Here is a 21971-nt window from a genome sequence, read left to right as displayed (position 1 = left end):
AGCGAAAATGGGTAAGAGCTAAATCTACCCTCCTTTAACAATGGGCTGGAGTCGTTGGATGAGAGCCAAAGTTTAAAAGTAGCCGTCGAAGAAAGGCATGCACATCGTCTGGAAATGCATGAGACTTTCTACGACGATTTTAATCTATTCTTTTGAATCCGCCTGCTTTAAGTAGTGGTGCCAGTTCTGGCTAATGGTTTGATATTGATAGATGCAAAAGTCTTTGCGCTCCGTTAGGTAATCTTTTTCGACTTCATCCAAAAGTTGTTTGTGTTTTTCTGGATCGCTGCCATACACCAGACACAAAGTAGAGAAGTAACGCTGCAAGTCAAAACTGTGCTCGTCAATGTATTCGCCAAATTCGTAATAGTCGGGTTTATCTCCCGATTCAAAAGCAAACATGTCGGCGGCACTGATCGCGGCATCGTCTCCGTTGTCGACATAATCAATCATCAGCAGAGCGGCTAAGTTGTCTACAGCATCTTCTTCTTTTCCGAGAATGGGAATGTTTTGATCCGCGATATAGGCGTGCCCAGCTTCGTGAATGAGGGTATGTAGTATGGTGTCGATTGCACCAAGCTCGGCAGACTTACCATACTTTTCATCGTATTTGTTCTTTTTGAAGTAGCTCCATGCCTCTTGATAGAAGGTGTAAGGCATTTGAACGACATGCTTTTGCGGATCGTAGAGTGGCCCTTCATCACTGCCATACTCAATAACAAGCGGCTTGTTAAACGACATCAAGCGTTCGGATAAGGCGAGCATTGTGTCGTTGACGCCGCTTTGCTGAATCTCTTTGAGTGCCTGTGCTTCTTTTGCATCAAGTGGCTCAAGGTAACGAATGGTGATATTGTCGCTGGCTACGACCGCCTGTGCGCTAAGCAATGTGCCAACAAGCAGCAGAGAACGAGAAAGCATAAAAAATCCTTATTATTCTAATCAATCGATAGCTTTACTTTATACTGACATAAAAATGGGCTTTTCGCTTACTCCGATACTCAACATTGATACGGTTGGTGAACTGAATGGTCCTCGGGCGATTAAGGCAAGTCGCTTAGATAATTGTTAGGGTGGTGGGGCAGCTTGTGCTACACTCGCCGCCCTTTTCTGTCACAGTGAGATATATACCATGAGCCTAAAGAAAGAACTGCAAAACCTTCATAACCGTCTAGACGCGTGTCAACGTAAGCTGGATGCAGCGAAAGGTCGTGGTGATCAGGAAATGATTTCTAAGTTTACTGATGAGATTGAAAAGCTGACCAAGAAAGCGAGCTCGGTTAAACACAAGCAGCAATATGATATGAACAAGGAGCGTAAGAGCTTGTTGGACATGCCATTTTCGCGCGAAATCACTAAAGCAGAGCAGGCTGATATGGGTAAACTCAAAAAGTCAGTAAAAGGGTTGGTTGTGGTTCACCCAATGACAAAATTAGGCAAAGAGCTTCACCTGAAAGTGATGACAGGTTACGCACCTAAACCATTTTAATCAGATTCATAAAAAAAGCGCCTTCACGGCGCTTTTTGCTTATTGGATGTCTAGCTTGTTCAGTAAGGATGGATAGCCCCAGCCGTTCTCGTTTACGACCACCTCTTCTCCCGTTAGGTACTGATACAGTGTTGGCGCCAGCGAACCATTCGCCTCACTCTGCAATGGCGTAACGTTTTTGCCAATGGGCTCGCCCCAAAAACCGATAAATGCGTCTTTCTCTAAATAGTTTTCACCTGCATGTCGCCCGGGCACCTTGGTGTTGTAACCGACGCCTTCTGCTGGGAACAAGTTAATGGTGCCTGCTCTATCTTCTGCATATAACTGAGCCAGCTCGACGACAGAGTCTGGGCGAGGCGTGAAGCGAGTCAGTGACTTCCATTCTTCCGCGTTACACCAAGAGTTCGGATTGCTGACCTCGGCTTGGTAGAGGCATTTGTCGACCAACTGACCAAATCGTGACATGGCGGCATCCGTCGGCGCTGGTAGGTATGGGTTCAATATTTGGGTTTGCAATAAGCGAGGTTTGTCGTTGAGCCCACGATAGAAGAACCTGTCTCCTTTGCGGATGATTTCCTCATCAACGCGTTGACCCTCTCGAGTCGATACCAAACGAATGTGGCAAGACTGTTCACTGCACTGAGACTCTCGCACCACGAGGTAGTCTAAACTTGTGCCCAAGTAATCCAGTGAGCGTTGAATAATATCAACGGTTTCACCTTGTGGCGCATTGACAGGCGCCCACTGTGTCAACTCATGGTAGACGGGTTGTACATGCCAACCTTGCTGCGAGTTAAACATATCCATCATGAAATTACCGCCAGCTGTCGAGGCGACAACCACATCGATGTTCTTGTTACTTGGATAGCTAAGCGCATTGGTGATCTTAGGACCTTCCCCTTCGTCCGATGAAATTTTGCGGATGATTAGCGGGTAGCCGAGCTGTTTCTCCAGCGGTGGGAAAATGGCTTTTTCAGGGTTAAGCGCATGATAGACCGGCGCTAAACCATGATCGCCTGCCATGCCGAATAAGGTGTTGTGATACACCCCAGCGCGCTTATAGGCTTGCTCAACTGAGGTAATCCAGTAATCGAGTCTATTTAGCTCACCGCTTGGCATGATGATTTCATCACTAAACGGGCCAACAAAATGGGCAAAGTGATCCGGCCAAGGGTTATAGATTAAGGTGAAATCGGGCATCCCTTTGCCATCAAGTTTGGTGTAGTCTTCCAAATCCTGTTCAATTTTCCATTTGCGCGTTAAGCGGGTGTAGAAGTCCCACACTGGGATGTCTTGATAGCCTTGGATGTTATCGATCAGAGATTGACGTTTTTTGGTTAACTCAGCCTCAACCACAGAGCGCTCGTCTAGTTCTCTTAGGCAGCGTTTTTCGCCAAAGTCCCTCAACGCTTCGCCTGCACCTAGGTTGACTAATCCATCATAGCTAGTGTGCGCGTTCCAATCGTACTGCGCGTTACAGTTAAGAGTTTTAAGGTGTACAAGACGATCAAACATGGTTTGAACCTTGTTGACGTGCATTAACTTATCGAGTTGCAGCGCATCGTTGCCAAAGAAGTAGTAGGCGCGGTCCTGCTCTCGGTCAACAAAGTGGAAATTGGGAATACCAGTCCCTTCTTTTCCAGAGACCTTTGCGCCCGTTTTAATGATGGGTAGATTACGCACACTGATGGTTGGCGTAGAAGAGATGCCAACCTGAGCGATGGAATCAGAATGGTCTCGGTAAAGGCGTTTGAAGAACGGCAGGTAGTGCGGATCTTTGTAGGTTTGCTCAGATAAGATCTCTAAGAATCGAACGCTTTGGACATGATCTGGCGTGGATTGAGCAAAAGCAGGCTGCTTGGCGGTGAGTGTAAGATGCTGTTGATACGCGTGCTTGATGAAAGGTTTCTCAGGGGCGACTAAGCCTTCCATCAAACCTTGTTGTAACCCGTCGACCGTGATCTGAACGGCAAAGCGTCGATTCTGCTGCGATTCTAAGAAAGCAATCACCGACTCTGGGTTGTCATCAAAGTTGGTTTGCAGCCAGTTGTTCAGCTTGTGCTGCCTTTCATCTTGAAACACAAACTGTCGATATGCTTTAAGCACATTGAGTCGCACAAAATCGATCAAACTAATGGTAATCGCTTGCGCTTTGTTGTTGGTTTTGTCGACATACTGTGGCAAACCATCTTGAGCAATGGCCAAAATGGCGTTCTTCATGTCGCCCTCATCCATACCCTGACCAACTTGATTCAAGATACCGACGACAATGGGTTGAATTTTGGCAACCAGCGCTAAGTCTTCTGGGCGGTTGGATAAATAGGTATAGGTGTCTGGTAGGCGGTCGAGGTCTTGCCATTCGCCAACCTGAACCAACGCATCATAGACCGTCACCATTGACGCCATAAAGTGGCGATCGACTTTTAAGCCTTCTCGGTGTGCTTGGTCTTTGTGGTGCTCTTTTTCCGGCTGGGCGCTTTGCTCACTAAGCGTAAACAGTGAGTGCTCAAATCCGGTCAGTACCTCATCGTCGTAGACGGTTTTCAAATATTGCTTAAACGTATCTTCGTTGCCGATGCCAGTATAACGGTCATAAAACTGATAGAGAAAATAACCCAAAGGAATGGCGTAGTTTGGATTGGCAAGCTGAGCCATCACTTTGGCTTTGGTTTTGGCGTCAAGTGGCAGAGTGAGCAGGTAGGCTTCGAGCGTCAATCCGCCAACCGTAAACAGAGTCATGTCTCGGGCAAAGCGCGTCGAATAAGAGAGTGAGTCAGCGATCTGGTTTTTCAGTACCTCAGATGAGTTAAACAACCCTCCGATTAGAGGGGTTTGACCCACTTCGGCATGACCTGTTGCCGGGAGAACCAGTGCTGCACAAACAGCGAGATTGAGCTTATTAGAGCGAAACCAACCCATTGAATTTAATCCTATTACACCGTGACCAATGTGCATTTTGGCAGCTTTGAGAGAGAGTGCAATATCAGGGGTGAATTTGGTGATATGCAGTGAAATGCCAATTAGCGGGAGTTGGTCGTTATTTTCAGTGAGCGTTGTGAAAATTATTGTCAACGGACATCAAAGTTTAGATGTGCGCCGCAATTCATATCTGTTCTTGATGGGTTCTTGCTCCCCTTATCATGAAATTCGATATCGGTATTATTTCGACCTAGGTTGAGTTGCTATGTTTGCGACATATTCGCGCTTGTAATGTAACTGAATGATTATATTAAGTGTTGGTTATATATCTCTGCGCTATAAGAATTAGTTCACTCAACGGAGAAATGATATGAACACACAACGTACCGTATTAGCGATGGCTGTGGCAATCGGCTTAACTGCTTGTGGCGGCGGAGGTGGAAGCTCGGATCCGGACCCGACCGCACCGGCAACATCTTCCTTTACCGCAAGGGCGGCAGATGGTTATCTAGAGGGCGCGATAGCGTGTCTGGATCTGAATGCGAACAAGGCATGTGATGCGGATGAGCCATCAGCGGTGACCGATGAAAATGGCGAGTTCACTCTAACAAATCTGACCGCTCAGCAGCGCCAAAATGGCGTGGTTGTGATTGAAGTGATACCAGGTCAAACCATTGACCAAGACAACCCAGACACTCCTCTCACTAAAGCCTACACACTTACCGCGCCTCCGGGCTCAGAATTTGTTAGCCCGTTGACGACACTGGTTCAAAATGAAGTGGAAAAGGGCAAGAGCTTAGAAGATGCAAAAGCGGTCGTGAAAGGACAACTTGGTAGCTTAGGTGGCAAAGTCGACCTAGAACAAGACTATGTTGCGGCAAAGGCTTCGAGCACCATGACTCAAGAGGAACGCGAAGCGTACATGTCTCTTCACAAGGTTGCACAAGTTGCGGCATCGGTGATGGCCAACGCGACCGACTCTTTGGATGCTTCAAAGGCCGGCATTGAAGATGATGAGCTTAAGGAGCTGATCATCGAGCAAGTGATGCAGGTGGTCGATGACGTGTTGTCTCATATCGGGAATGCAGAAGATGACATCGACATTGACAAGATTCTTGAGGAACTCCCGTTAGACCTTGCTCAAGAAAACTTGAAAGACAAACTTGATGAGCTTGATGCGGTTAAAAACAGTGAAGATGTTGACCTGCTTAAGGTTCTAAAATCGGACGGTTTAGTTTGGTTTGACAGCTACGCAGAGGACTACGCTCCACCTGAGTTGGAGTTTGGCGCCATCCGCGTGAACAAAGAATCTGAAGTGGAAGAGCTTCAATTCTTCTACGACTACCAAACCGGTGGTTTCGAGCAACATCACCAAGAGCCGGGCTCTGATGATGGTCAAATGCTCCTAAGCGCAGAAGGTTGGGTTGCAGCGGATGATACGGTTGTTGAAGTGGTGAGTCGTGAAGATGGCAGCGTACTGGTCAAAACAGCGCTGTCTGAACTGGATCAGGAAATCTCCGCGGATCGTGTCAATATCAGCAACTTGAATGTGCGTGAAATCCTAGAAGATGCGGATGACTCTGAATATTGGCTTGACCACATTGATAGCGATCTCGTTTTCCCAGTCAATAGTGTGGCCTATAAAGTTGAATCAAGCATGGTTGAAGAGGGGTACTACGGTTTCAACAAAGGAGATTGGTGTGAGAAGTACGATCCGGATCGTTACCAAGCTCTAGGAAACATGTGTAACGGTATTAGTGCCGGCGGCGTATGGTTGAAGACGCTTGCATCAACGATTGCGGTGAATGACTCTGACCGCAGTGGAACACATGATACCGCCGACTTGATCCCATTGGCTGGAACGAGCCACGGTATTTTATACGCGCAGCTAACAACGGTGGGTGACGTTGTTTATTACGCCTATCAAGGTGAGGAAGCTTTGACCAAGTTTGCGGCGCAAGGAAGTTGGCAAGATATCGAACATAAAGGCCAGACCTTGCGTGAAATCACGCTCCCTGAAGCGTTCGAAGATGACCTAACTTGGAGTGATTTCAACAGAGAGGATAACAAGCTTTACCTCGCTGTTTATAACGATTTCGTGCGCGTGACTTGGTATGTCGATGGTGATGAGGCAGAAGGGGATGAGTATCTATTTGGTTCAACCGCTGCTGAATTTATTGTCTCGAGTTACCAACCTTTCACTCTTCAAGCTTGTCTAGACTCATTGTCTGATGCCGACTATGAAAAACAAGTAGGCGATACTTGGGTTCAAAATGTAACGCGTAATATGTCTTGGGTGGGTCATACTCAGCATTGGACGTATCACTTAGAGCATATGGGAGATAACTTCTCTTGGCTTGCAGATTCCAATGTCACTGATTTACCTGCGCAGTATGCGTCTGGAGCGCTAACTCAAACACGAGTGAAAGGCTATGATGAAGCCAATAGCGTGGTGTTTGTGGAAGCGCAGTATGAAGACCAAGATCATTACTACGGTCAAATTGGTCGTGATGAAAGTGGCAACAGCTGGGGTAATGTCAAAGTGGTTCTACCAACCCCTGTCGCGAAGTCTGAACTGCTGTTGGGCAAAACGGTTGAGCATGAAGACGCAGCAGTCGCGAGCTTAACTCAAGTGACTGAGGCAGCGGAAGGTACCTTGGTTGAGCAGCTTCAATCGGAATACTTTACCTATACTCAACAGTTCTTAGGCAAACGTTCGATTGAAGTGGCGGCGGGTGAGTTTGATGTTTGTCATATGGTCAGTTACACCCATTGGGGAGCTGGCGCTGCTAACCCTGTGACAGACAAGAACGTTGTTTGGCTAAACAATCGTGGTGTTGTGAAGCAAGAGCGTGATGACCCATCATGGGGTGCACAGTTAGACATTGAAGTGGCGAGTTTGCCAGAGATCGATGATTAACTTCTTCTTTTATGGGTGAGAAAAGCGCAGCGGTATCGCTGCGCTTTTTGTTTCTATTTGAGCTAATAGCCCATCAATTGAAGCAAGTTTTCAGCGGTTTTGATGGCTTCTTTGCGGTTGGCGATATTAAGCTTTTGGTACAAGTTGCGAATGTGAGTTTTAATGGTTGTCCCTGCAACATCCAACTCTTGGGCGATTTGTTCATTGCTAAACCCTGAGTAAATCAGACCCAGCACTTGCCACTCTCGCTGTGTGAGTGGGCTAGTACGAACAAGTTCAGGGATGTTTGGGTGATTAACCAACTTCTCGACGAACTCTTCATCGAAATGTACCGAGCGGCTACGCTGAGTGGTGGAAATGTCCTTCAGCAGTTGCTGAGCTCTGTGACGTTCTAGGTCCCCAAGTTCATTCTTGTTATTGAGTTTCTCCAGAATATGGCCAATCTTCGCGCCATCAACCAAGAAGTTGCCCAACATACCCGTCTGATTGGTGAGCGCCAACGCCTGCTTAAGTCGATCTCGGGCTTTCTCTTCGTCCTTGAGAGAAATAGCCAGAACCGCCTCCACAATCAAGTTGCGGTTGGTGTCGGTAAGCAATTCGTTATTGTTTGCTTGTTCCTGCAAGAACGCTAAGGTTTGCTCCGCTTGCTCGAACTCTTCCAGTGCAATCTGCGCGCGGGCAATGTTACGCCATTGCAGTTGAGTAAAGTGGTTACACGCTTGCTCTGGCTTGACGGTGGTGTCCAACCATTGACGAATAGCCTCCAGATCGCCGCGCGCTTGCCAGAATAAAATCAATGACAGTGAGGCGTTCGCTGTCCAATCAACGTGGTAGGTTGACTGTTTCTGCAGATGCACAATTTGGTCAATGAACTTACCCGCTTTGTCGAGTTCCCCTCGGCCAATGGCAATACGCGCCAACATTGAGTAGCTATGTAAGTGCTTACTTGGACTGTGATTCCCTAGGATATCAAGCCCTTTGTATGCGCACTCTTCCGCTTCATCTAATCGGTTCCAGCACCAGAGGATTTGCGCTCGAACACGAAGCAAAAACTCATGCAGGGGCACTTGCTGCAACTGCTGCTCTTCTATCAGTTTGAAGGCATTGTCTTGTACTTCGTACGCGGCTTGAACGTAACCTTGAGCGATCAAGATTTCGCTTTGTTGCAGCATGGCCCATAAGGCTTGGTGGTAGACTTGGTATTGTCTTGCCAGCTTTTCGGTTTGTTGCATCATTGGCAGTGCACGGCTCAAGTGGCCTAATACGTGGTTAACTTCGCCCACAACAGAGGTCGCAACGATACGACTACGGTAGACGGTACTGTCGAGTTGGCTCAGTGACAATTCCGCTAGCTCAAGGGCTTTTTCAGGCTCATTCTGGTTAATTGCAACTTGGGCACGTAGTGCGTTGAACTCGCCTTGCTCTTTGGTGCTTAAGACCACGTTAAAGGCTTTCATTTGCGCATCGGCTTTAGAGAGCAAATCGCCGACATCGTTGTATCTGTGCTGGCTTTGCGCTAACCAAGCCTGAAGCATGCACAGTTTCGGTTCGCTGTAGAGTTGCTCAGGGCTGAGCGTCTCAATGGCTTTTTCGACACTTTGCAGTTCGCCGCCATTAAACATTTTCCACCCATATTGCAGCAAGATGTCGGCAATTAACTGGCTATTTTGTGCTTTTTGCGCATGGTAAAGCGCTTGATGGGGAGAAGAGAGCTTCAGCCACGCTTTCGCTGCGGTTTGGTGTAGCTCGGTTTCCTGCTGGGGAATACGCGCAGAGCGTTCGTGCGTTAAGAACTCCGCAAACAGATTGTGGAAGCGATACCAGTTTTGTTCGCCTTCCAGTGGATGAATGAACAGACCAAAGCGGTTTAACGATTCAATCATGCTCAGCGCATCATCACGCTGGGTAAGGGCAGACACCAACTCATCATTGAAGTGATCAAGGATAGAACACTGGAGTAGGAATAAGCGAGTTTCTGCATCCAGTAAATCAAACACCTCTTCGACAAGGTAATCCCAAAGATGAGCATGATTAAATTCAGAAAATGACTCGGCGGACTGGGCTAAGGTTTTATGCTGATGCTGCGCTTGCAACGCGATAAGTTGCAATGCGGAAGGCCACCCCTCAACGTACGCTCGTAGGTTGTTTGCGGTAATGTCATCAATGCCATCAGCCACACGCTGATTAAAGAATCTTGTGGTCTCTTCGGTATCAAACGCTAACAACTCGTTGCCAATTTCAATCATCAAGTCACGAACGCGCAAGTTTGCGGTGCCCAATGGAGGCGCGGCGCGACTCGTGACGACAAGCGTTAGGTTGTCTGGCATGTGCTTAAGGAAGAAACGCATGGCTTCGTGGATTTCTTCATCACTGATCAGGTGATAATCATCGAGCACGAGGTAGCACTCTTGATGGAACGCCGACATTTCAGAGAAGACTTCGCCAAACAGAGAATGAAGAGAGGAGAACTGGCGTTTCTCGGCGAGTTTTTGCGCGTTAGGGCAAGCGTTGTTGGTTGCTTTGTTCAATGCTTGCAATAGGTAGTTCATAAAACGGAAAGAGTCGTTGTCACTTTCGTCTATGCTGTACCAACCGACGTTAACTTTGTCCGATAGCCATTGAGCCGCCATCGTGGTTTTGCCATACCCCGCCGGAGAGCGGAAAAGGACCAGTTTGTAGCAAGGGGCTTGTTGCAACAAATCTAAAACTCGCGGACGAACGATAGCATTATGTAATCGACCCGGTCGGGTTAACTTAGAAGGAATCCACATCTTCTTTTCCCTGCTCAATACCCCTAATTGTTGTTATTCACTCTGCTAGGGGTGGTGAATAAATAGCCAATAGGCCTTGTTGACAGCGATGTTACTTGAGAACGAACCCCACAGTTATTGATCAACCACGAGATTTTTGTGTAATTCACACTTTGTTGTTATCTACGCCCCTAAATTGTGACTCTTGTCACCTTTGTTGCGGGTTGTGAGTGCGACTTCTATCCTTTGTTGCACCGAAAATGATGAAAACTGAGTAACAGATGAAAACTTAATGTGATCAAGTATACATATTCATCAATTGGTTGTTTTTCTGAACCAACAAGTTTCATAAACAGGATGTAGGGTTAATTCGTTGATGGTGTGATCTCAATCACCAGGGTCTGCGCTCAGGAATAGTGAACTGAGAGTCAGATCACTCTGCTTTGAGGTGTCCTCCCTCTACGCCCTGAGCCCTCCTCCTAATAAGCCGTTTTGGAGGAGGATGTTTTGCTAGCCGTGCCCATGCACGATATGCCTCAGATGAATTAGAACCAATAAGTGAGATTTCTCTAATGAAACCTACGCAACAGACAAGCTTTGATAAAGCGACTTTCCAACATGACGTGAAAATGCACCTTTCAGCAACGTATGCAAAGACCGAAGAGACAGCAACGTCACGTGAATGGTACCTAGCAATGGGTAAGGCGTTAGCAGAGATAACGACACTCGATCTGCTAAAAACGGAACAAGATCCTAAAATCCAAAACGCAAAAAGCGTTAACTACCTATCACTTGAATTCCTCATTGGCCGCTTGACGGGTAACAACCTCATCAGCATGGGCCTTTACGAGCAAATCACTGAAGCGATGGCTGAGCTAGGCCAAAACCTGACGGACCTACTTGAAGAAGAGCGTGACCCTTCGCTAGGTAATGGTGGTTTAGGTCGTCTTGCGGCGTGTTTCATGGATTCATGTGCGGCTCAAGAATTCCCAACTGTGGGCTACGGTCTGCACTACGAGTACGGTTTGTTTAAGCAATCTTTCGAAGAAGGCCGTCAAAAAGAAGCGCCAGACGCATGGCGTGGTGTTGAAGGCTACCCTTGGGAAGTGGCTCGTCCAGAATTGGCACAAGAGATTGGTTTCTACGGTCACGTTGACGTTGAATATGTGAATGGCAAAGAAGTTCGTAAATGGGTACCAGGCATGACAGTAAAAGCGATGCCTTGGGACTTACCAATCGTGGGCTACGAATCAGACACGGTGTACCCACTGCGTCTTTGGGAATGTCAGGCGATTGCTCCATTCTCACTTGCGAGCTTTAACAACGGTGATTACTTTGAAGCGCAGCACTCACTTATCGATGCAGGTAACATTACCAAAGTTCTGTACCCGAACGACAACCACGAGAAAGGCAAAACTCTGCGTCTAATGCAGCAGTACTTCCACTCAGCAGCATCAGTACGCGACATTCTACGTCGTCATGAAGCGGCAGGTTTTGCACTCGCGGATCTTCCAAAGCAAGAAACGATTCAGCTAAACGATACGCACCCAACGATTGCGATTCCTGAATTGATGCGCATCCTTGTCGATGAGAAAGGTCTGTCTTGGGATAAAGCGTGGGAAATCAGCGCGAATACTTTTGCGTACACCAACCACACGCTATTACCAGAAGCATTAGAGACATGGCCAGAGTCGTTGATTCAACGTCTACTTCCACGTCATATGGAAATCATCTTTGAAATCAACCACCGCTTCCTACAAGAAGTTCGTAAGATGTGGCCTGGTGATGGTGAGAAGCAAGCGAAGCTTTCTATCATCCAAGAAGGTTTCAACCGCATGGTTCGCATGGCAAACCTATGTGTGATTGGCTCATACAAGGTGAATGGCGTGGCGGCGCTGCACTCACAACTGGTTAAAAAAGACCTGTTCCCTGAGTTCAATGAGATCTTCCCAGGTAAACTGACAAACGTAACTAATGGTATTACACCACGTCGTTGGTTGAAGTTCTGTAACCCAGGTTTGTCTAACCTCATCTCAGAGAAAATCGGCACAGAATGGCCTGCAAAACTAGAGCTACTTGAAGGCATTGCTCAATACGCGACGGATGCGAAATTCCAAAAAGCATTTATGGCCGTTAAGAAGCAAAACAAACAGCGCTTGGCGGATTGGGTTCAAGAAAACATGGGCATCGAGCTTGATACTAACGCGATCTTCGACGTTCAAATTAAACGTCTGCACGAGTACAAGCGTCAACACCTAGACTTGCTACACATCTTGTCGCTTTACCACCGCATCATCAATGATCCTAGCTTTGAATGTACGCCACGTGTGTGTTTCTTTGCTGCGAAAGCTGCGCCGGGTTACCACCTAGCGAAAGAGATCATTTTTGCGGTCAACAAGGTTGCTGAGAAGATCAACAACGACCCACGTATTGGCAACAAGCTAAAAGTGGTCTTCATTCCTGACTACCGCGTGAGCATGGCAGAGATCATCATCCCAGCGGCAGATGTTTCTCAACAAATCTCGTTAGCGGGTAAAGAAGCATCAGGTACCGGTAACATGAAGATGGCACTAAACGGTGCGCTAACGATTGGTACGATGGATGGTGCGAACGTAGAGATTCGTGAAGAAGTTGGCGAAGAAAACATCTACATCTTCGGTCTAGACGTTGAGGGTGTACAAGCGCTGAAAGCACAAGGCTACAACCCTTACGACTACTACCACGCGGATCCACTACTGAAAGCGTCGCTTGATTTGCTAACGGGTGATGAGTTCACTCCAGGTCAACCTGGCTTGCTACGAGCAACATTCGATAGCCTGCTTGATGGTGGAGACCCATACCTATGTTTGGCTGACTTTGCATCGTACGTTCAAGCGCACGAAGAGATGGGCAAACAATACCAAGACCAAGCAGGTTGGGCGAAGAAAGCCATTCTCAACACCGCCTTGGTTGGCAAGTTCACATCAGACCGCTCAATTCGAGACTATGTGAACAACATTTGGAAATTAGAGTCAGTAAAACGCTAATTTACTCATAAAGCCAAGACCTTCGGGTCTTGGCTCACTCTTTTAATCTATTAAATACCCTACATTTTGAAGGTATACGCAGTCCTTCGGAGAGAGCGATGAAAGAACAAAACGCATTAAAACAAGTCGCTGAAATGGCAAGAATTGCCGACAGCTACGTAAGCGCGTGGGGAGATGAAGCAAAAGTTGAGGACGAAACGATCCGTCACTTACTTGCGTCTTTAGGCTACGACGTAACCAATGATGAAACTCTTCTACAATCGGCAGAGAAAAAGCATAAGAAAGATGTGCTTGAACCAGTATTAGTAATTCGTGATGGCGAGCCTGTAGAGGTGGCATTGAACTTGGGTGCAAGTGCCCGAGAAAGCGAGTTTAGCTGGCAGCTGGCGACTGAGCAAGGAGAGGTACTTGAAGGCTATCTTCAGTCTCAGATCGTGCGTGATGAGCGCAAAGAGGGTGGCCCTTTAGTGTTTGCACTACCAAGTGATTTGCCTTGGGGTTACCACAAATTGACCGTGACACGTAAGCGTCGCAAGTCGCCATACGAGATGACGCTGATCGTGACGCCAAAAGCGTGTTTCAAGCAAGCAGACATCGAAAACGGCAAAAAAATGTGGGGCCCAAGTGTCCAACTTTATACACTTCGCACTCAGCACAACTGGGGGATGGGTGACTTTGGCGACCTAAAACAGCTGGTTGCGGATATCGCCTCTCGCGGTGGTGATTTTGTTGGTTTAAACCCAATTCACTCACTCTTTCCTGCCAACCCAGAAGGGGCGAGCCCATATAGCCCGTCTTCTCGTCGTTGGTTAAACATCCTATACATCGACGTGAGCTCAGTGCCTGAGTTTTCGTTGAGCATTGAAGCGCAGCAAATGGTGGGTAGTGCGGAGTTCCAGCAACGCCTACAAAAAGCGCGTGACTCTCACTGGGTCAACTACACCGAAGTGTCAGAACTGAAAATGAGTGTGCTGCCACTGTTGTTCAATGAGTTTAAGAAACGTCACCTCGACAAAAACAGCGAGCGCGCTCAAGCATTCTTGGCCTTTGTTGAACAAGGTGGCGACAGCCTAGTCCACCAAGCGGCATTTGATGCGCTGCATGCGACGTTGCATGCTGAAGATAACAACGTTTGGGGCTGGCCTGTATTCCCTGAAGAACTGCGTCAATTTGACAATGCCGCAGTACAGAAGTTTATTACCCAGAACCAAGATAAAGTGCATCTTTACATGTACTTGCAGTGGGTTGCAGACTCTCAAATCAAAGAAGCGCAAGCACTGGCTGAAGAGAAAGGCATGTCTGTGGGGCTGTATCGTGACCTAGCGGTTGGCGTGGCGGACTCTGGCGCGGAAACGTGGGCGGATAATGGCAACTTGATCCTTGATGCCAGCATCGGCGCGCCACCAGATATCTTAGGTCCATTGGGTCAAAACTGGGGCTTACCACCACTTAACCCTCAAGTATTGAAAGCGACAAGCTACGATGCGTACATCCAGCTTCTGCGTGCCAACATGAAACACTGTGGTGCACTTCGCATTGACCACGTACTTGGTTTGCTGCGTCTATGGTGGATTCCAAAAGGTGAAAACGCGACCAAAGGCGCGTACATCTACTACCCAGTTGAAGACATGCTGGCAATCTTGGCGCTTGAATCGCACCGTCACCAATGTAGTGTGATTGGTGAAGATTTAGGAACCGTGCCGGATGAAATCGTTGAAATTCTTCGTGATGCGGGCGTTCACTCCTACAAGGTGTTCTTCTTCGAAACGTCGGAAGATGACGGTGGCTTTATCTCTCCGGCGCATTACGCTGAGCAATCTATGTCTGCGCTATGTACTCACGATATGCCGACATTGAGAGGCTTCTGGCACTGCGATGACCTTAAAATGGGTCAAGAGCTTGGCTTGTACCCTGACGAAGAACAGCTCAAAGGCTTGTTTGAAGGCCGCTTAGAATGTAAGCAAGGCATTCTAGATTCTGTAGCATGGCACGGTTACCTACCAGAAGGCGTGGGCCGTGACGCTCAGTACGTTCCGATGGATTCATATTTAGCCGAAGCGTTGCAGCTGCATGTGGCTGCGGGCGCTTCAACCTTGCTGAGTGTTCAGTTAGAAGATTGGTTGGAAATGGATCAACCTGTTAACATTCCAGGTACGGTCGACGAGTATCCAAACTGGCGTCGTAAGTTGTCGATGAACCTAGATGAAGTGTTTGCGCAGGAAGGCGTGAACCGTATTGCTCACAAGCTGACAGAAGTTCGTGCTAAGGTAAGCAAATAGTCGCTGCTTTCACCTTTTACATAGAAAAATATCGACTTAGTCACTCTATGTAAAAGCGTAATTCAGTACACTTTCAGAACGCTATTTTAAGCCCGCAATCATATGGCGGGCTTTTTTATAAATTAGAACAATAATATCAACTTAGCCTATGTGATGGTTTCTTTTTGCTTGCTAATACCGTGCCCCAACGGTGAGGGATAGGGACAGAATTCACCCATTCACAGTGCCAAGTCGATACATGAAAGTTCGGTTAGGGAGAGATACATTTGAAAACGGCTATTCTGGACAAAAAAACGCAAGCGTATAACCAGCTTTCTCATGCAACGTTTGTTGACCCATTTTCATTCCTTGGTCCATACCTTGATGCTGACGACGGCGCTATCCGAGTATGGATGCCCGGCGCAGACTCGGTCTCGTTGTTGATTGATGGCGAAGACCCGATTGAATTGACGCGCGAAGATGCGTCAGGCTTTATTCTTGCGGACAAGCGTGACTTACATTTCACCCACTACCAACTTGCAGTGCAGTGGGGAGAGACAGAGCAAATCGTCGACGACCCTTATCAGTATCACAACATTTACGCTGAATACGATGACCTGCATACGCCAAAAGAGATGTACAAGCACATGGGCGCGCAGTTCATTACCCTTGAACGTGACGGTAAGCAGATCAGCGGTACGCGTTTCTTGGTTTACGCACCTCATGCTAGCGCATGTAGCTTAGTTGGGGATTTTAACCAGTGGGATGGGCGCCGCACGCCAATGCAGCGTTTAGATTACGGTATTTGGGGTTTGTTTGTGCCTAACCTGCCTGAAGGGACCCAATACAAGTTCGAGTTGAAAGGACCTAATGGTGAGGGGCTACCGCATAAAGCCGATCCTTGGGGCGCACACTCTGAGCAATTCCCGTCGTTTGCATCGTTAACCTATGACCACTCTCGTTACGCGTGGCAAGATGAAAAGTGGCAAACCCGCCCTGTCACAGAGAAACGCAAAGAAGCCCTCTCGTTTTATGAGTTGCATGTCGGTTCATGGAAAAGGGACGACAACGGCGATTTTCTCAATTATCGCGAGCTAGCCGATGAGTTGATTCCTTACTTGGTGGATATGGGCTACACCCATGTTGAGCTTATGCCAGTTTCGGAGCACCCATTTTACGGATCTTGGGGCTACCAACCTGTAGGCTTGTTCGCGCCGACCAGCCGTTATGGTTCACCAGATGATTTTAAGTACTTTGTCGACCAGTGCCACCAAGCGGGATTGGGTGTTGTACTTGACTGGGTGCCAGCACACTTCCCATCCGATGACCACGGCTTAGCGAATTTTGACGGCACGCCGTTGTTCCATGATCCAGACCCTCGACGTGGTTGGCATCAAGATTGGAACTCATACATTTACGATTTAGGTCGTGAGCATGTTCGTCGTTTCCTTGTCTCCAACGCGCTCTATTGGTTCGAACAGTTCCATATTGACGGTATTCGCGTGGATGCCGTGGCTTCTATGCTGTACTTGGATTACTCGCGCAGCCATGACCAATGGATTCCAAATGTCGACGGCGGCAACGAGAACTACGATGCCATTGCGACCTTGAAGTGGATGAACGAAGAAGTTTATAAGTATTTCCCAAATGCGATGACGATTGCAGAAGAATCGACCGCTTTCCCTGGCGTTTCTGCGCCAACCTTTATGGGCGGACTTGGTTTTGGGTTCAAGTGGAACATGGGTTGGATGCACGACTCGCTGTCATACATTCAAGAAGATCCAGTTCACCGTAAGTACCATCACAACACGATTACCTTCCCATTGGTTTACGCACACAGCGAAAACTACGTGCTTTCGCTCTCCCATGATGAAGTGGTGTACGGCAAAGGTTCCATTCACAACAAGATGCCGGGTGATGAGTGGCAGCAAACAGCAAACTTACGAGCTTACTTAGGGTACATGTACGCGCAGCCGGGCAAGAAGCTGAACTTTATGGGCGCGGAGATTGGCCAAACGGCAGAATGGAATCATGATGATCAACTGCAATGGTTCTTGCTTGAGTTTGAACGCCATCAAGGTGTCCAAGCACTGACTCGAGATCTCAATAAGCTTTATCGTGAAGAGAAAGCGATGCATGAGCTTGATTGCGAGCCATCAGGCTTTGAATGGCGCCTGCAAGATGCCGCTGATGCATCGATTTTGGCCCATGAGCGAATCAGTGAAAGCGGCGAACGCATTCTCGTTATCACGAACTTTACCCCGGTCCCACATGAATCATTCAGAGTTGGTGTACCAAATGCGGGTCGTTATGAGCTTCTGCTTAATACCGATTCTTCAGAGTATTGCGGAAGTGGTTTTGAGGTATTGGCACAGGTCGAATCCGATGAAACTGAAAGTGAAGGTTTGGCTCAATCATTATCGCTTCGTCTACCACCGTTAGCGACCGTGTTTTACAAACTAACCTAACCCTCTCTAGCAACGCATAGTTGTCTAAAGGCCTGACAAAATGTCAGGCCTTTTTTGTCTCTTTGCTGCTGGTTAACAGACACCTATGTTTCTCACCGCTATGATAACCAGACTTAGACAAGGAGAATCAGATGGAACCGAGAATCAGCATCATCACATTGGGCGTGGAAGATTTAGAGTGTTCGTATCAGTTTTACCGCCAACTTGGCTTCCCTTCCTCAAGAACGCCGGAAGATGGCATCATATTTTTCAAAACTGGTGGGGTCTGCCTTGCCTTATACCCACTCGCGGCACTCGCAGAAGATGTGTCTGCTGATAAGGCGGTTACGCGAAATGGTTTCAGTGGTGTGACTCTTGCGCATAACACGCGTTCGAGGGAGGAAGTCGATCAAGTCCTCGCGCTTGCTGTTCAAGCGGGCGCAACCTTGGAAAAAGAGGCGCAAGATGTGTTTTGGGGTGGGTACAGTGGTTATTTCTCTGATCCAGATGGTTATCTGTGGGAGGTCGCGTACGGTGATTGCTGGGAGTTCAATGCCGATGGATCATTGGTGATTGAGTAGAACCGATGAGTTTACGGGTAAGCCGTTTACCTTTTTTAAAGACCCAGACGGCTTACCCTTGGAACTCTACCAAGCCTAGTCGAGCAGTTGTTCCTTGATGATCGTGAATACGCCTGCCTCTGCATTGCTCGGTGCAGAAAAGCGAGCCGTTTCTTTTACCACGGGGTGGGCGTTTTCCATGGCGTAGGAGTGATAACTGACTTTTAGCATCTCCAGATCATTGAGGTAATCACCAAAACTCATGGTTTGCTCATAAGTAAACCCAAGTGATTGCTGTAAATGCTCAATGGCAGCCCCTTTGGACGCCTTGGCATTCATCACATCAAGCCAAATCTTGGCGCTGACCACCACTTGGTGCGTCTTACCAAAGGCTTGATGAAACGCTGGATAAACCAGCTCTTCTGAGCCGCCAAAATGACAGATGGCCACCTTAATGAAGTCGTCTTCGACGCTAAGTAGATCGGTAACATACTCACAGCGGTGGTAGTATTTGGCGAACTCTTCGATTGCCGCTGAGTCCTTTGTTTCGATATACGCAGACTTTTTGCCGCACAACACGATATGAGCGCCTTCAATGCTACGAGCTAACTGGATGATGCTTTTTATCGAGGGTTTGTCGATTTCGCAGCTGTAGAGCTCTTGCCCTTGGTGCATGACTAAGGTGCCATTTTCGGCGACAAACAGCATGTTATCTTTTACTGGCGCAAAGGTGTCGATCAAGCTGTAGTATTGGCGACCCGAAGCGGCAGCGAATAGGATCCCTTTGTTCTCAAGTTGTTGGTAAATATCGAAGAAATCAGGATTGAGTTGGCTGTTTTCATCGAGCAGGGTGCCATCCATATCGGCGGCGACAAATTTAATATCGAGTTGTGACATAGTATAGAGAGTCAGAGGACACTGTTGATTGGACTTCAGACAGTAAGTTACCTGACTTTATGGAATGCTCAAATGATTTAGTTCAATCAAAGTAAAAATGCCTTATCGAAAGTGACAAGGCATGGAAAGGGGTTTTAAATCAGTTGGCACTATTTTCGTGTCATATCGATCTGTGTGTAATCCACCTGGTAACCAATATCGTCCAACACCGCTAGGGTGATTGGTCGTATATCATTACCGTTTGCCATCACTTCCTGAGTCATAGGTGGAACATGGTTCCCTCTAGGTTCATCCTCAGATTGAATGTCATCGTATAAGTGCCCATTGGTCGAGAAGGGTAAACACGTAAACTGGGTGTTGTAGAGTCGGTTGTAGGTGGCCAGTGCTACGCTGTTGTCTTTACAAAAGCCAGAGCCATTGATCTCATCGATGTGATCCACGATAAATGGGTCTGTGGTGGAGCCAATCCCCAAAATGTGGCCAATCTCATGCAAGATGGTGCCTTTGTAACTCGCGACCTCAAAATTGGGTTGATGAGTATTAGCGTGCATCCAAATAACGCCGTATGTTGGAATTTCTAGACCGCTGATCGGCACTGACTCTTCTACTAGGGCTAGGCCATCGGATTCGATCGTATCTGTCACCACAACATCAATGTCTAATGTATGATGCTCTCTTCCCTCAACGGACTTGACTACCTCAAGCCACTCTTTGGCCGCATCAACATATCGTTGTTTATCTAAACCTTGGAACTCATTGAAGCGAAGGTTAATCGTGATCGATTCATTTTGAACCGAGATGGTGTCCGCGATAGCAGAAAATGAAATAAGAGTGGCAAAGAAAATTGTTTTCATGATTAATATCTAATGGCTCCACCAACGTAGTAGTTAACGTTGTCATCGATACCAGAATCATTCTTTTTAACCCCCGTACGAATTTCGAAAAAGTTAAAGTGATGAGACAGTTCTATGCCATAGACAGGGCTGTATCTATCGTTGCTAAATTTATGATAACCCGCTATCGGAGTGACAAAGAAGTTGTTTACTAGTGGGAAGGACGGTTTCACGTTCAATCCGTAAGAATATTCTGACTCATACTTGGTATACACCAACTCATAACCGAAACGATCACCGTTAGAGTTTGCAAACTGAAATCCATATTGAACAGATCCCTTTGAGCCGCTTAACAGGCTATCAACGCCTAAGTAAAGGTTAGTTTGTGCTGCGGCGGGCATTGACAGAAATAGGAGTAAAGCGAGTTTTTTCATTGTTACATCAACGGTTTCTAAAATTTCATCAATAATAAGAGCCGAATTCTCTAACCGCTTCTTTTACTTACAAATCTTACCCCTAGCTTGCAAATCTTACGTATTATTCGACGTTGGTGAGGGAGCAAAAAAGCCCTCTTTGGGGCTTTGTTGCTTAGTGACTGAGGTGGGTGATTAAAGACAGCCGCGGGTTATGGTTTGTACCATCCGTCTAAGCCCGTTTGCAATCGACTGGTCGCATCTTGAGGAGACATGGTGCCGTTAATTACGCCAACACTGGTTTCCCAAATTTCCAGCTCCAAACTAGGCGTTCCTCGATTAAGGATTTGATAAGAATTACGAATTGTGGAGTCACAAGTATCACGCCATGCGAGCATTTCTTTTGCGGTGGGATCTTCCACTTCGATGAAGTGGTTTGATAGCGAGAAGAAGCCTGGCAGCGCGTTTGTAAATAGCTCCGCAAACTCTTCACTGGCCATCCACTGAATCAAGGTTTTCGCATCTTCTGGGTTTGAACTCTTGGCATTAATGCCGATACCAATATCGGTATGGTCACTGATGAAACAATCATCGCCTTTATTGGCAACCGTTGGGCGGAAAACACCTAAATCAATCTTGTCTTTGAAGGCTAAAATATCCCAAGACCCAGCAGGATAAACCGCCGCGTTACCACCACCAAACATAGCGATTGCATCGTTATAGGTTCGGGTCTGATAACCGTCACCCATGTATTGTCCCCACATGGCGAGTTGGTTGAAAACATCAACATATTCAGAGTTGGTCAGTTTGCCATCCCCTGACAGCAGCGCGAAACGCCCATCTTCCCCTTGCCAGTAGTTTGGACCAATGTTTTGAAAGCCCATGGTTGCAGCTTCCCACTTATCGTTGGTTCCTATTGCGAGCGGGGTATATTTGCCACTTGCTTTCACTTTGCTCAGAGCGGCATAAAACTCCTCATTGGTGGTGGGCGGCGTGATTCCTAACTCTTTAAAAATCGATTTGTTGTAGAAGAAGCCGTGGATAACGGAGGCTAGCGGCAGACAGAAGGTGACAGAGCCGTCGTCGGTTTGCCAAGCTGACTGAGCGAATGATGGAAAGTTTTCCATGCCATCAATATCGGTGAGGTCGACAAGGTTGTTCTCTTGATAGAGCTTTAAAGAATCATCGAAGGGGCGACAAGTTATGATATCGCCAGCATTGCCCGCTGCAAGTCTTTCATTTAGCGCGGTATTGTAGTCGGTGGCGGGCGTGTGTTTGTAGGTCACGGTAATGCCGGGATGTTTGGCGTTGAACGCTGGGAGAATGGTTTCATTCCAGATTTTTCCGTCTTCCCGCCAGCTCTCGATCACGAGATTTCCAGCGCTGACTAAGCTAGGGAAGCAGCACGTAGCTACCAGTAAGGCTATCGGTTTTGCTCTCATATGAAGTTCCTTTGTTTTAC

General features: G+C 47.4%; 13 protein-coding genes. 6 read left to right on the top strand and 7 right to left on the bottom strand.

Going from position 1 to position 21971, the window contains the following annotated elements; genetic code table 11:
- Nucleotides 1-144: 144 nt before the first annotated feature.
- Nucleotides 145-918: a DUF4344 domain-containing metallopeptidase gene (locus RJ47_RS03715; RefSeq protein ID WP_039481491.1), complete on the bottom strand. Its 774-nt coding sequence runs from the start codon at nt 916-918 to the stop codon at nt 145-147.
- 211 nt (nt 919-1129) lie between these two features.
- On the opposite strand from RJ47_RS03715, the gene RJ47_RS03710 reads away from it, so the two are divergent.
- Nucleotides 1130-1486, top strand: a complete 357-nt coding sequence (locus RJ47_RS03710; RefSeq protein ID WP_038135393.1) for a YibL family ribosome-associated protein — start codon at nt 1130-1132, stop codon at nt 1484-1486.
- A gap of 39 nt (nt 1487-1525) precedes the next feature.
- Here the strand turns inward: RJ47_RS03710 and RJ47_RS03705 are convergent, their stop codons facing one another.
- The gene (locus RJ47_RS03705; protein WP_039481488.1) at nt 1526-4405 is read right to left on the bottom strand and encodes an alkaline phosphatase family protein; all 2880 of its coding nucleotides are present in this window, start codon (nt 4403-4405) and stop codon (nt 1526-1528) included.
- A gap of 370 nt (nt 4406-4775) precedes the next feature.
- On the opposite strand from RJ47_RS03705, the gene RJ47_RS03700 reads away from it, so the two are divergent.
- Nucleotides 4776-7325, top strand: a complete 2550-nt coding sequence (locus RJ47_RS03700; protein WP_039481485.1) for a hypothetical protein — start codon at nt 4776-4778, stop codon at nt 7323-7325.
- A gap of 62 nt (nt 7326-7387) precedes the next feature.
- On the opposite strand, the gene malT is transcribed toward RJ47_RS03700, so the two are convergent.
- The gene (gene malT / locus RJ47_RS03695) at nt 7388-10096 is read right to left on the bottom strand and encodes an HTH-type transcriptional regulator MalT (RefSeq protein ID WP_038135386.1); all 2709 of its coding nucleotides are present in this window, start codon (nt 10094-10096) and stop codon (nt 7388-7390) included.
- A 551-nt stretch (nt 10097-10647) separates the two neighbouring features.
- On the opposite strand from malT, the gene RJ47_RS03690 reads away from it, so the two are divergent.
- The 4 genes from RJ47_RS03690 to RJ47_RS03675 all read left to right on the top strand — a co-directional run bounded on the left by RJ47_RS03690 (nt 10648) and on the right by RJ47_RS03675 (nt 18387).
- Entirely contained in the window at nt 10648-13101 is a 2454-nt protein-coding gene (locus tag RJ47_RS03690) for a glycogen/starch/alpha-glucan phosphorylase (RefSeq protein WP_039481482.1), read from the top strand.
- A 98-nt stretch (nt 13102-13199) separates the two neighbouring features.
- The gene (gene malQ / locus RJ47_RS03685) at nt 13200-15380 is read left to right on the top strand and encodes a 4-alpha-glucanotransferase (RefSeq protein WP_005469296.1); all 2181 of its coding nucleotides are present in this window, start codon (nt 13200-13202) and stop codon (nt 15378-15380) included.
- A gap of 266 nt (nt 15381-15646) precedes the next feature.
- Nucleotides 15647-17827 carry a 1,4-alpha-glucan branching protein GlgB gene (gene glgB / locus RJ47_RS03680; RefSeq protein WP_039481479.1) on the top strand — a complete coding sequence of 727 codons (2181 nt, stop codon included), beginning with the start codon at nt 15647-15649 and terminating at the stop codon, nt 17825-17827.
- Between the two features lie 131 nt (nt 17828-17958).
- Nucleotides 17959-18387 carry a VOC family protein gene (locus tag RJ47_RS03675; RefSeq protein WP_039481477.1) on the top strand — a complete coding sequence of 143 codons (429 nt, stop codon included), beginning with the start codon at nt 17959-17961 and terminating at the stop codon, nt 18385-18387.
- Nucleotides 18388-18462: 75 nt separating this feature from the next.
- Here the strand turns inward: RJ47_RS03675 and RJ47_RS03670 are convergent, their stop codons facing one another.
- The 4 genes from RJ47_RS03670 to RJ47_RS03655 all read right to left on the bottom strand — a co-directional run bounded on the left by RJ47_RS03670 (nt 18463) and on the right by RJ47_RS03655 (nt 21951).
- Nucleotides 18463-19263, bottom strand: a complete 801-nt coding sequence (locus RJ47_RS03670; RefSeq protein ID WP_038135373.1) for a Cof-type HAD-IIB family hydrolase — start codon at nt 19261-19263, stop codon at nt 18463-18465.
- A 149-nt stretch (nt 19264-19412) separates the two neighbouring features.
- Complete coding sequence (locus RJ47_RS03665) at nt 19413-20117, bottom strand: hypothetical protein (RefSeq protein ID WP_038212742.1); 705 nt, start codon at nt 20115-20117, stop codon at nt 19413-19415.
- Between the two features lie 2 nt (nt 20118-20119).
- Nucleotides 20120-20530: a hypothetical protein gene (locus RJ47_RS03660; RefSeq protein ID WP_038188122.1), complete on the bottom strand. Its 411-nt coding sequence runs from the start codon at nt 20528-20530 to the stop codon at nt 20120-20122.
- Between the two features lie 191 nt (nt 20531-20721).
- The gene (locus tag RJ47_RS03655) at nt 20722-21951 is read right to left on the bottom strand and encodes an ABC transporter substrate-binding protein (protein ID WP_039481472.1); all 1230 of its coding nucleotides are present in this window, start codon (nt 21949-21951) and stop codon (nt 20722-20724) included.
- Between the last annotated feature and the right edge of the window lie 20 nt (nt 21952-21971).

It is taken from the genome of Vibrio sinaloensis (assembly GCF_000808535.1).
In the GTDB taxonomy this organism is placed as follows: Bacteria; Pseudomonadota; Gammaproteobacteria; order Enterobacterales; family Vibrionaceae; genus Vibrio; species Vibrio sinaloensis_D.
The sequence above is the reverse complement of the archived record's forward strand: the minus strand, read 5'-3'. Positions and strand labels throughout refer to the sequence as shown.

What these genes read in the sequence shown, in the direction of transcription:
- RJ47_RS03655 (WP_039481472.1), bottom strand. Translation starts at nt 21,951, where the DNA reads ATGAGAGCAAAACCGATAGCCTTACTGGTAGCTACGTGCTGCTTCCCT.
- RJ47_RS03690 (WP_039481482.1), top strand. Translation starts at nt 10,648, where the DNA reads ATGAAACCTACGCAACAGACAAGCTTTGATAAAGCGACTTTCCAACAT.
- RJ47_RS03675 (WP_039481477.1), top strand. Translation starts at nt 17,959, where the DNA reads ATGGAACCGAGAATCAGCATCATCACATTGGGCGTGGAAGATTTAGAG.
- malQ (WP_005469296.1), top strand. Translation starts at nt 13,200, where the DNA reads ATGAAAGAACAAAACGCATTAAAACAAGTCGCTGAAATGGCAAGAATT.
- RJ47_RS03660 (WP_038188122.1), bottom strand. Translation starts at nt 20,530, where the DNA reads ATGAAAAAACTCGCTTTACTCCTATTTCTGTCAATGCCCGCCGCAGCA.
- RJ47_RS03670 (WP_038135373.1), bottom strand. Translation starts at nt 19,263, where the DNA reads ATGTCACAACTCGATATTAAATTTGTCGCCGCCGATATGGATGGCACC.
- RJ47_RS03705 (WP_039481488.1), bottom strand. Translation starts at nt 4,405, where the DNA reads ATGGGTTGGTTTCGCTCTAATAAGCTCAATCTCGCTGTTTGTGCAGCA.
- RJ47_RS03665 (WP_038212742.1), bottom strand. Translation starts at nt 20,117, where the DNA reads ATGAAAACAATTTTCTTTGCCACTCTTATTTCATTTTCTGCTATCGCG.
- RJ47_RS03715 (WP_039481491.1), bottom strand. Translation starts at nt 918, where the DNA reads ATGCTTTCTCGTTCTCTGCTGCTTGTTGGCACATTGCTTAGCGCACAG.
- RJ47_RS03710 (WP_038135393.1), top strand. Translation starts at nt 1,130, where the DNA reads ATGAGCCTAAAGAAAGAACTGCAAAACCTTCATAACCGTCTAGACGCG.
- RJ47_RS03700 (WP_039481485.1), top strand. Translation starts at nt 4,776, where the DNA reads ATGAACACACAACGTACCGTATTAGCGATGGCTGTGGCAATCGGCTTA.
- malT (WP_038135386.1), bottom strand. Translation starts at nt 10,096, where the DNA reads ATGTGGATTCCTTCTAAGTTAACCCGACCGGGTCGATTACATAATGCT.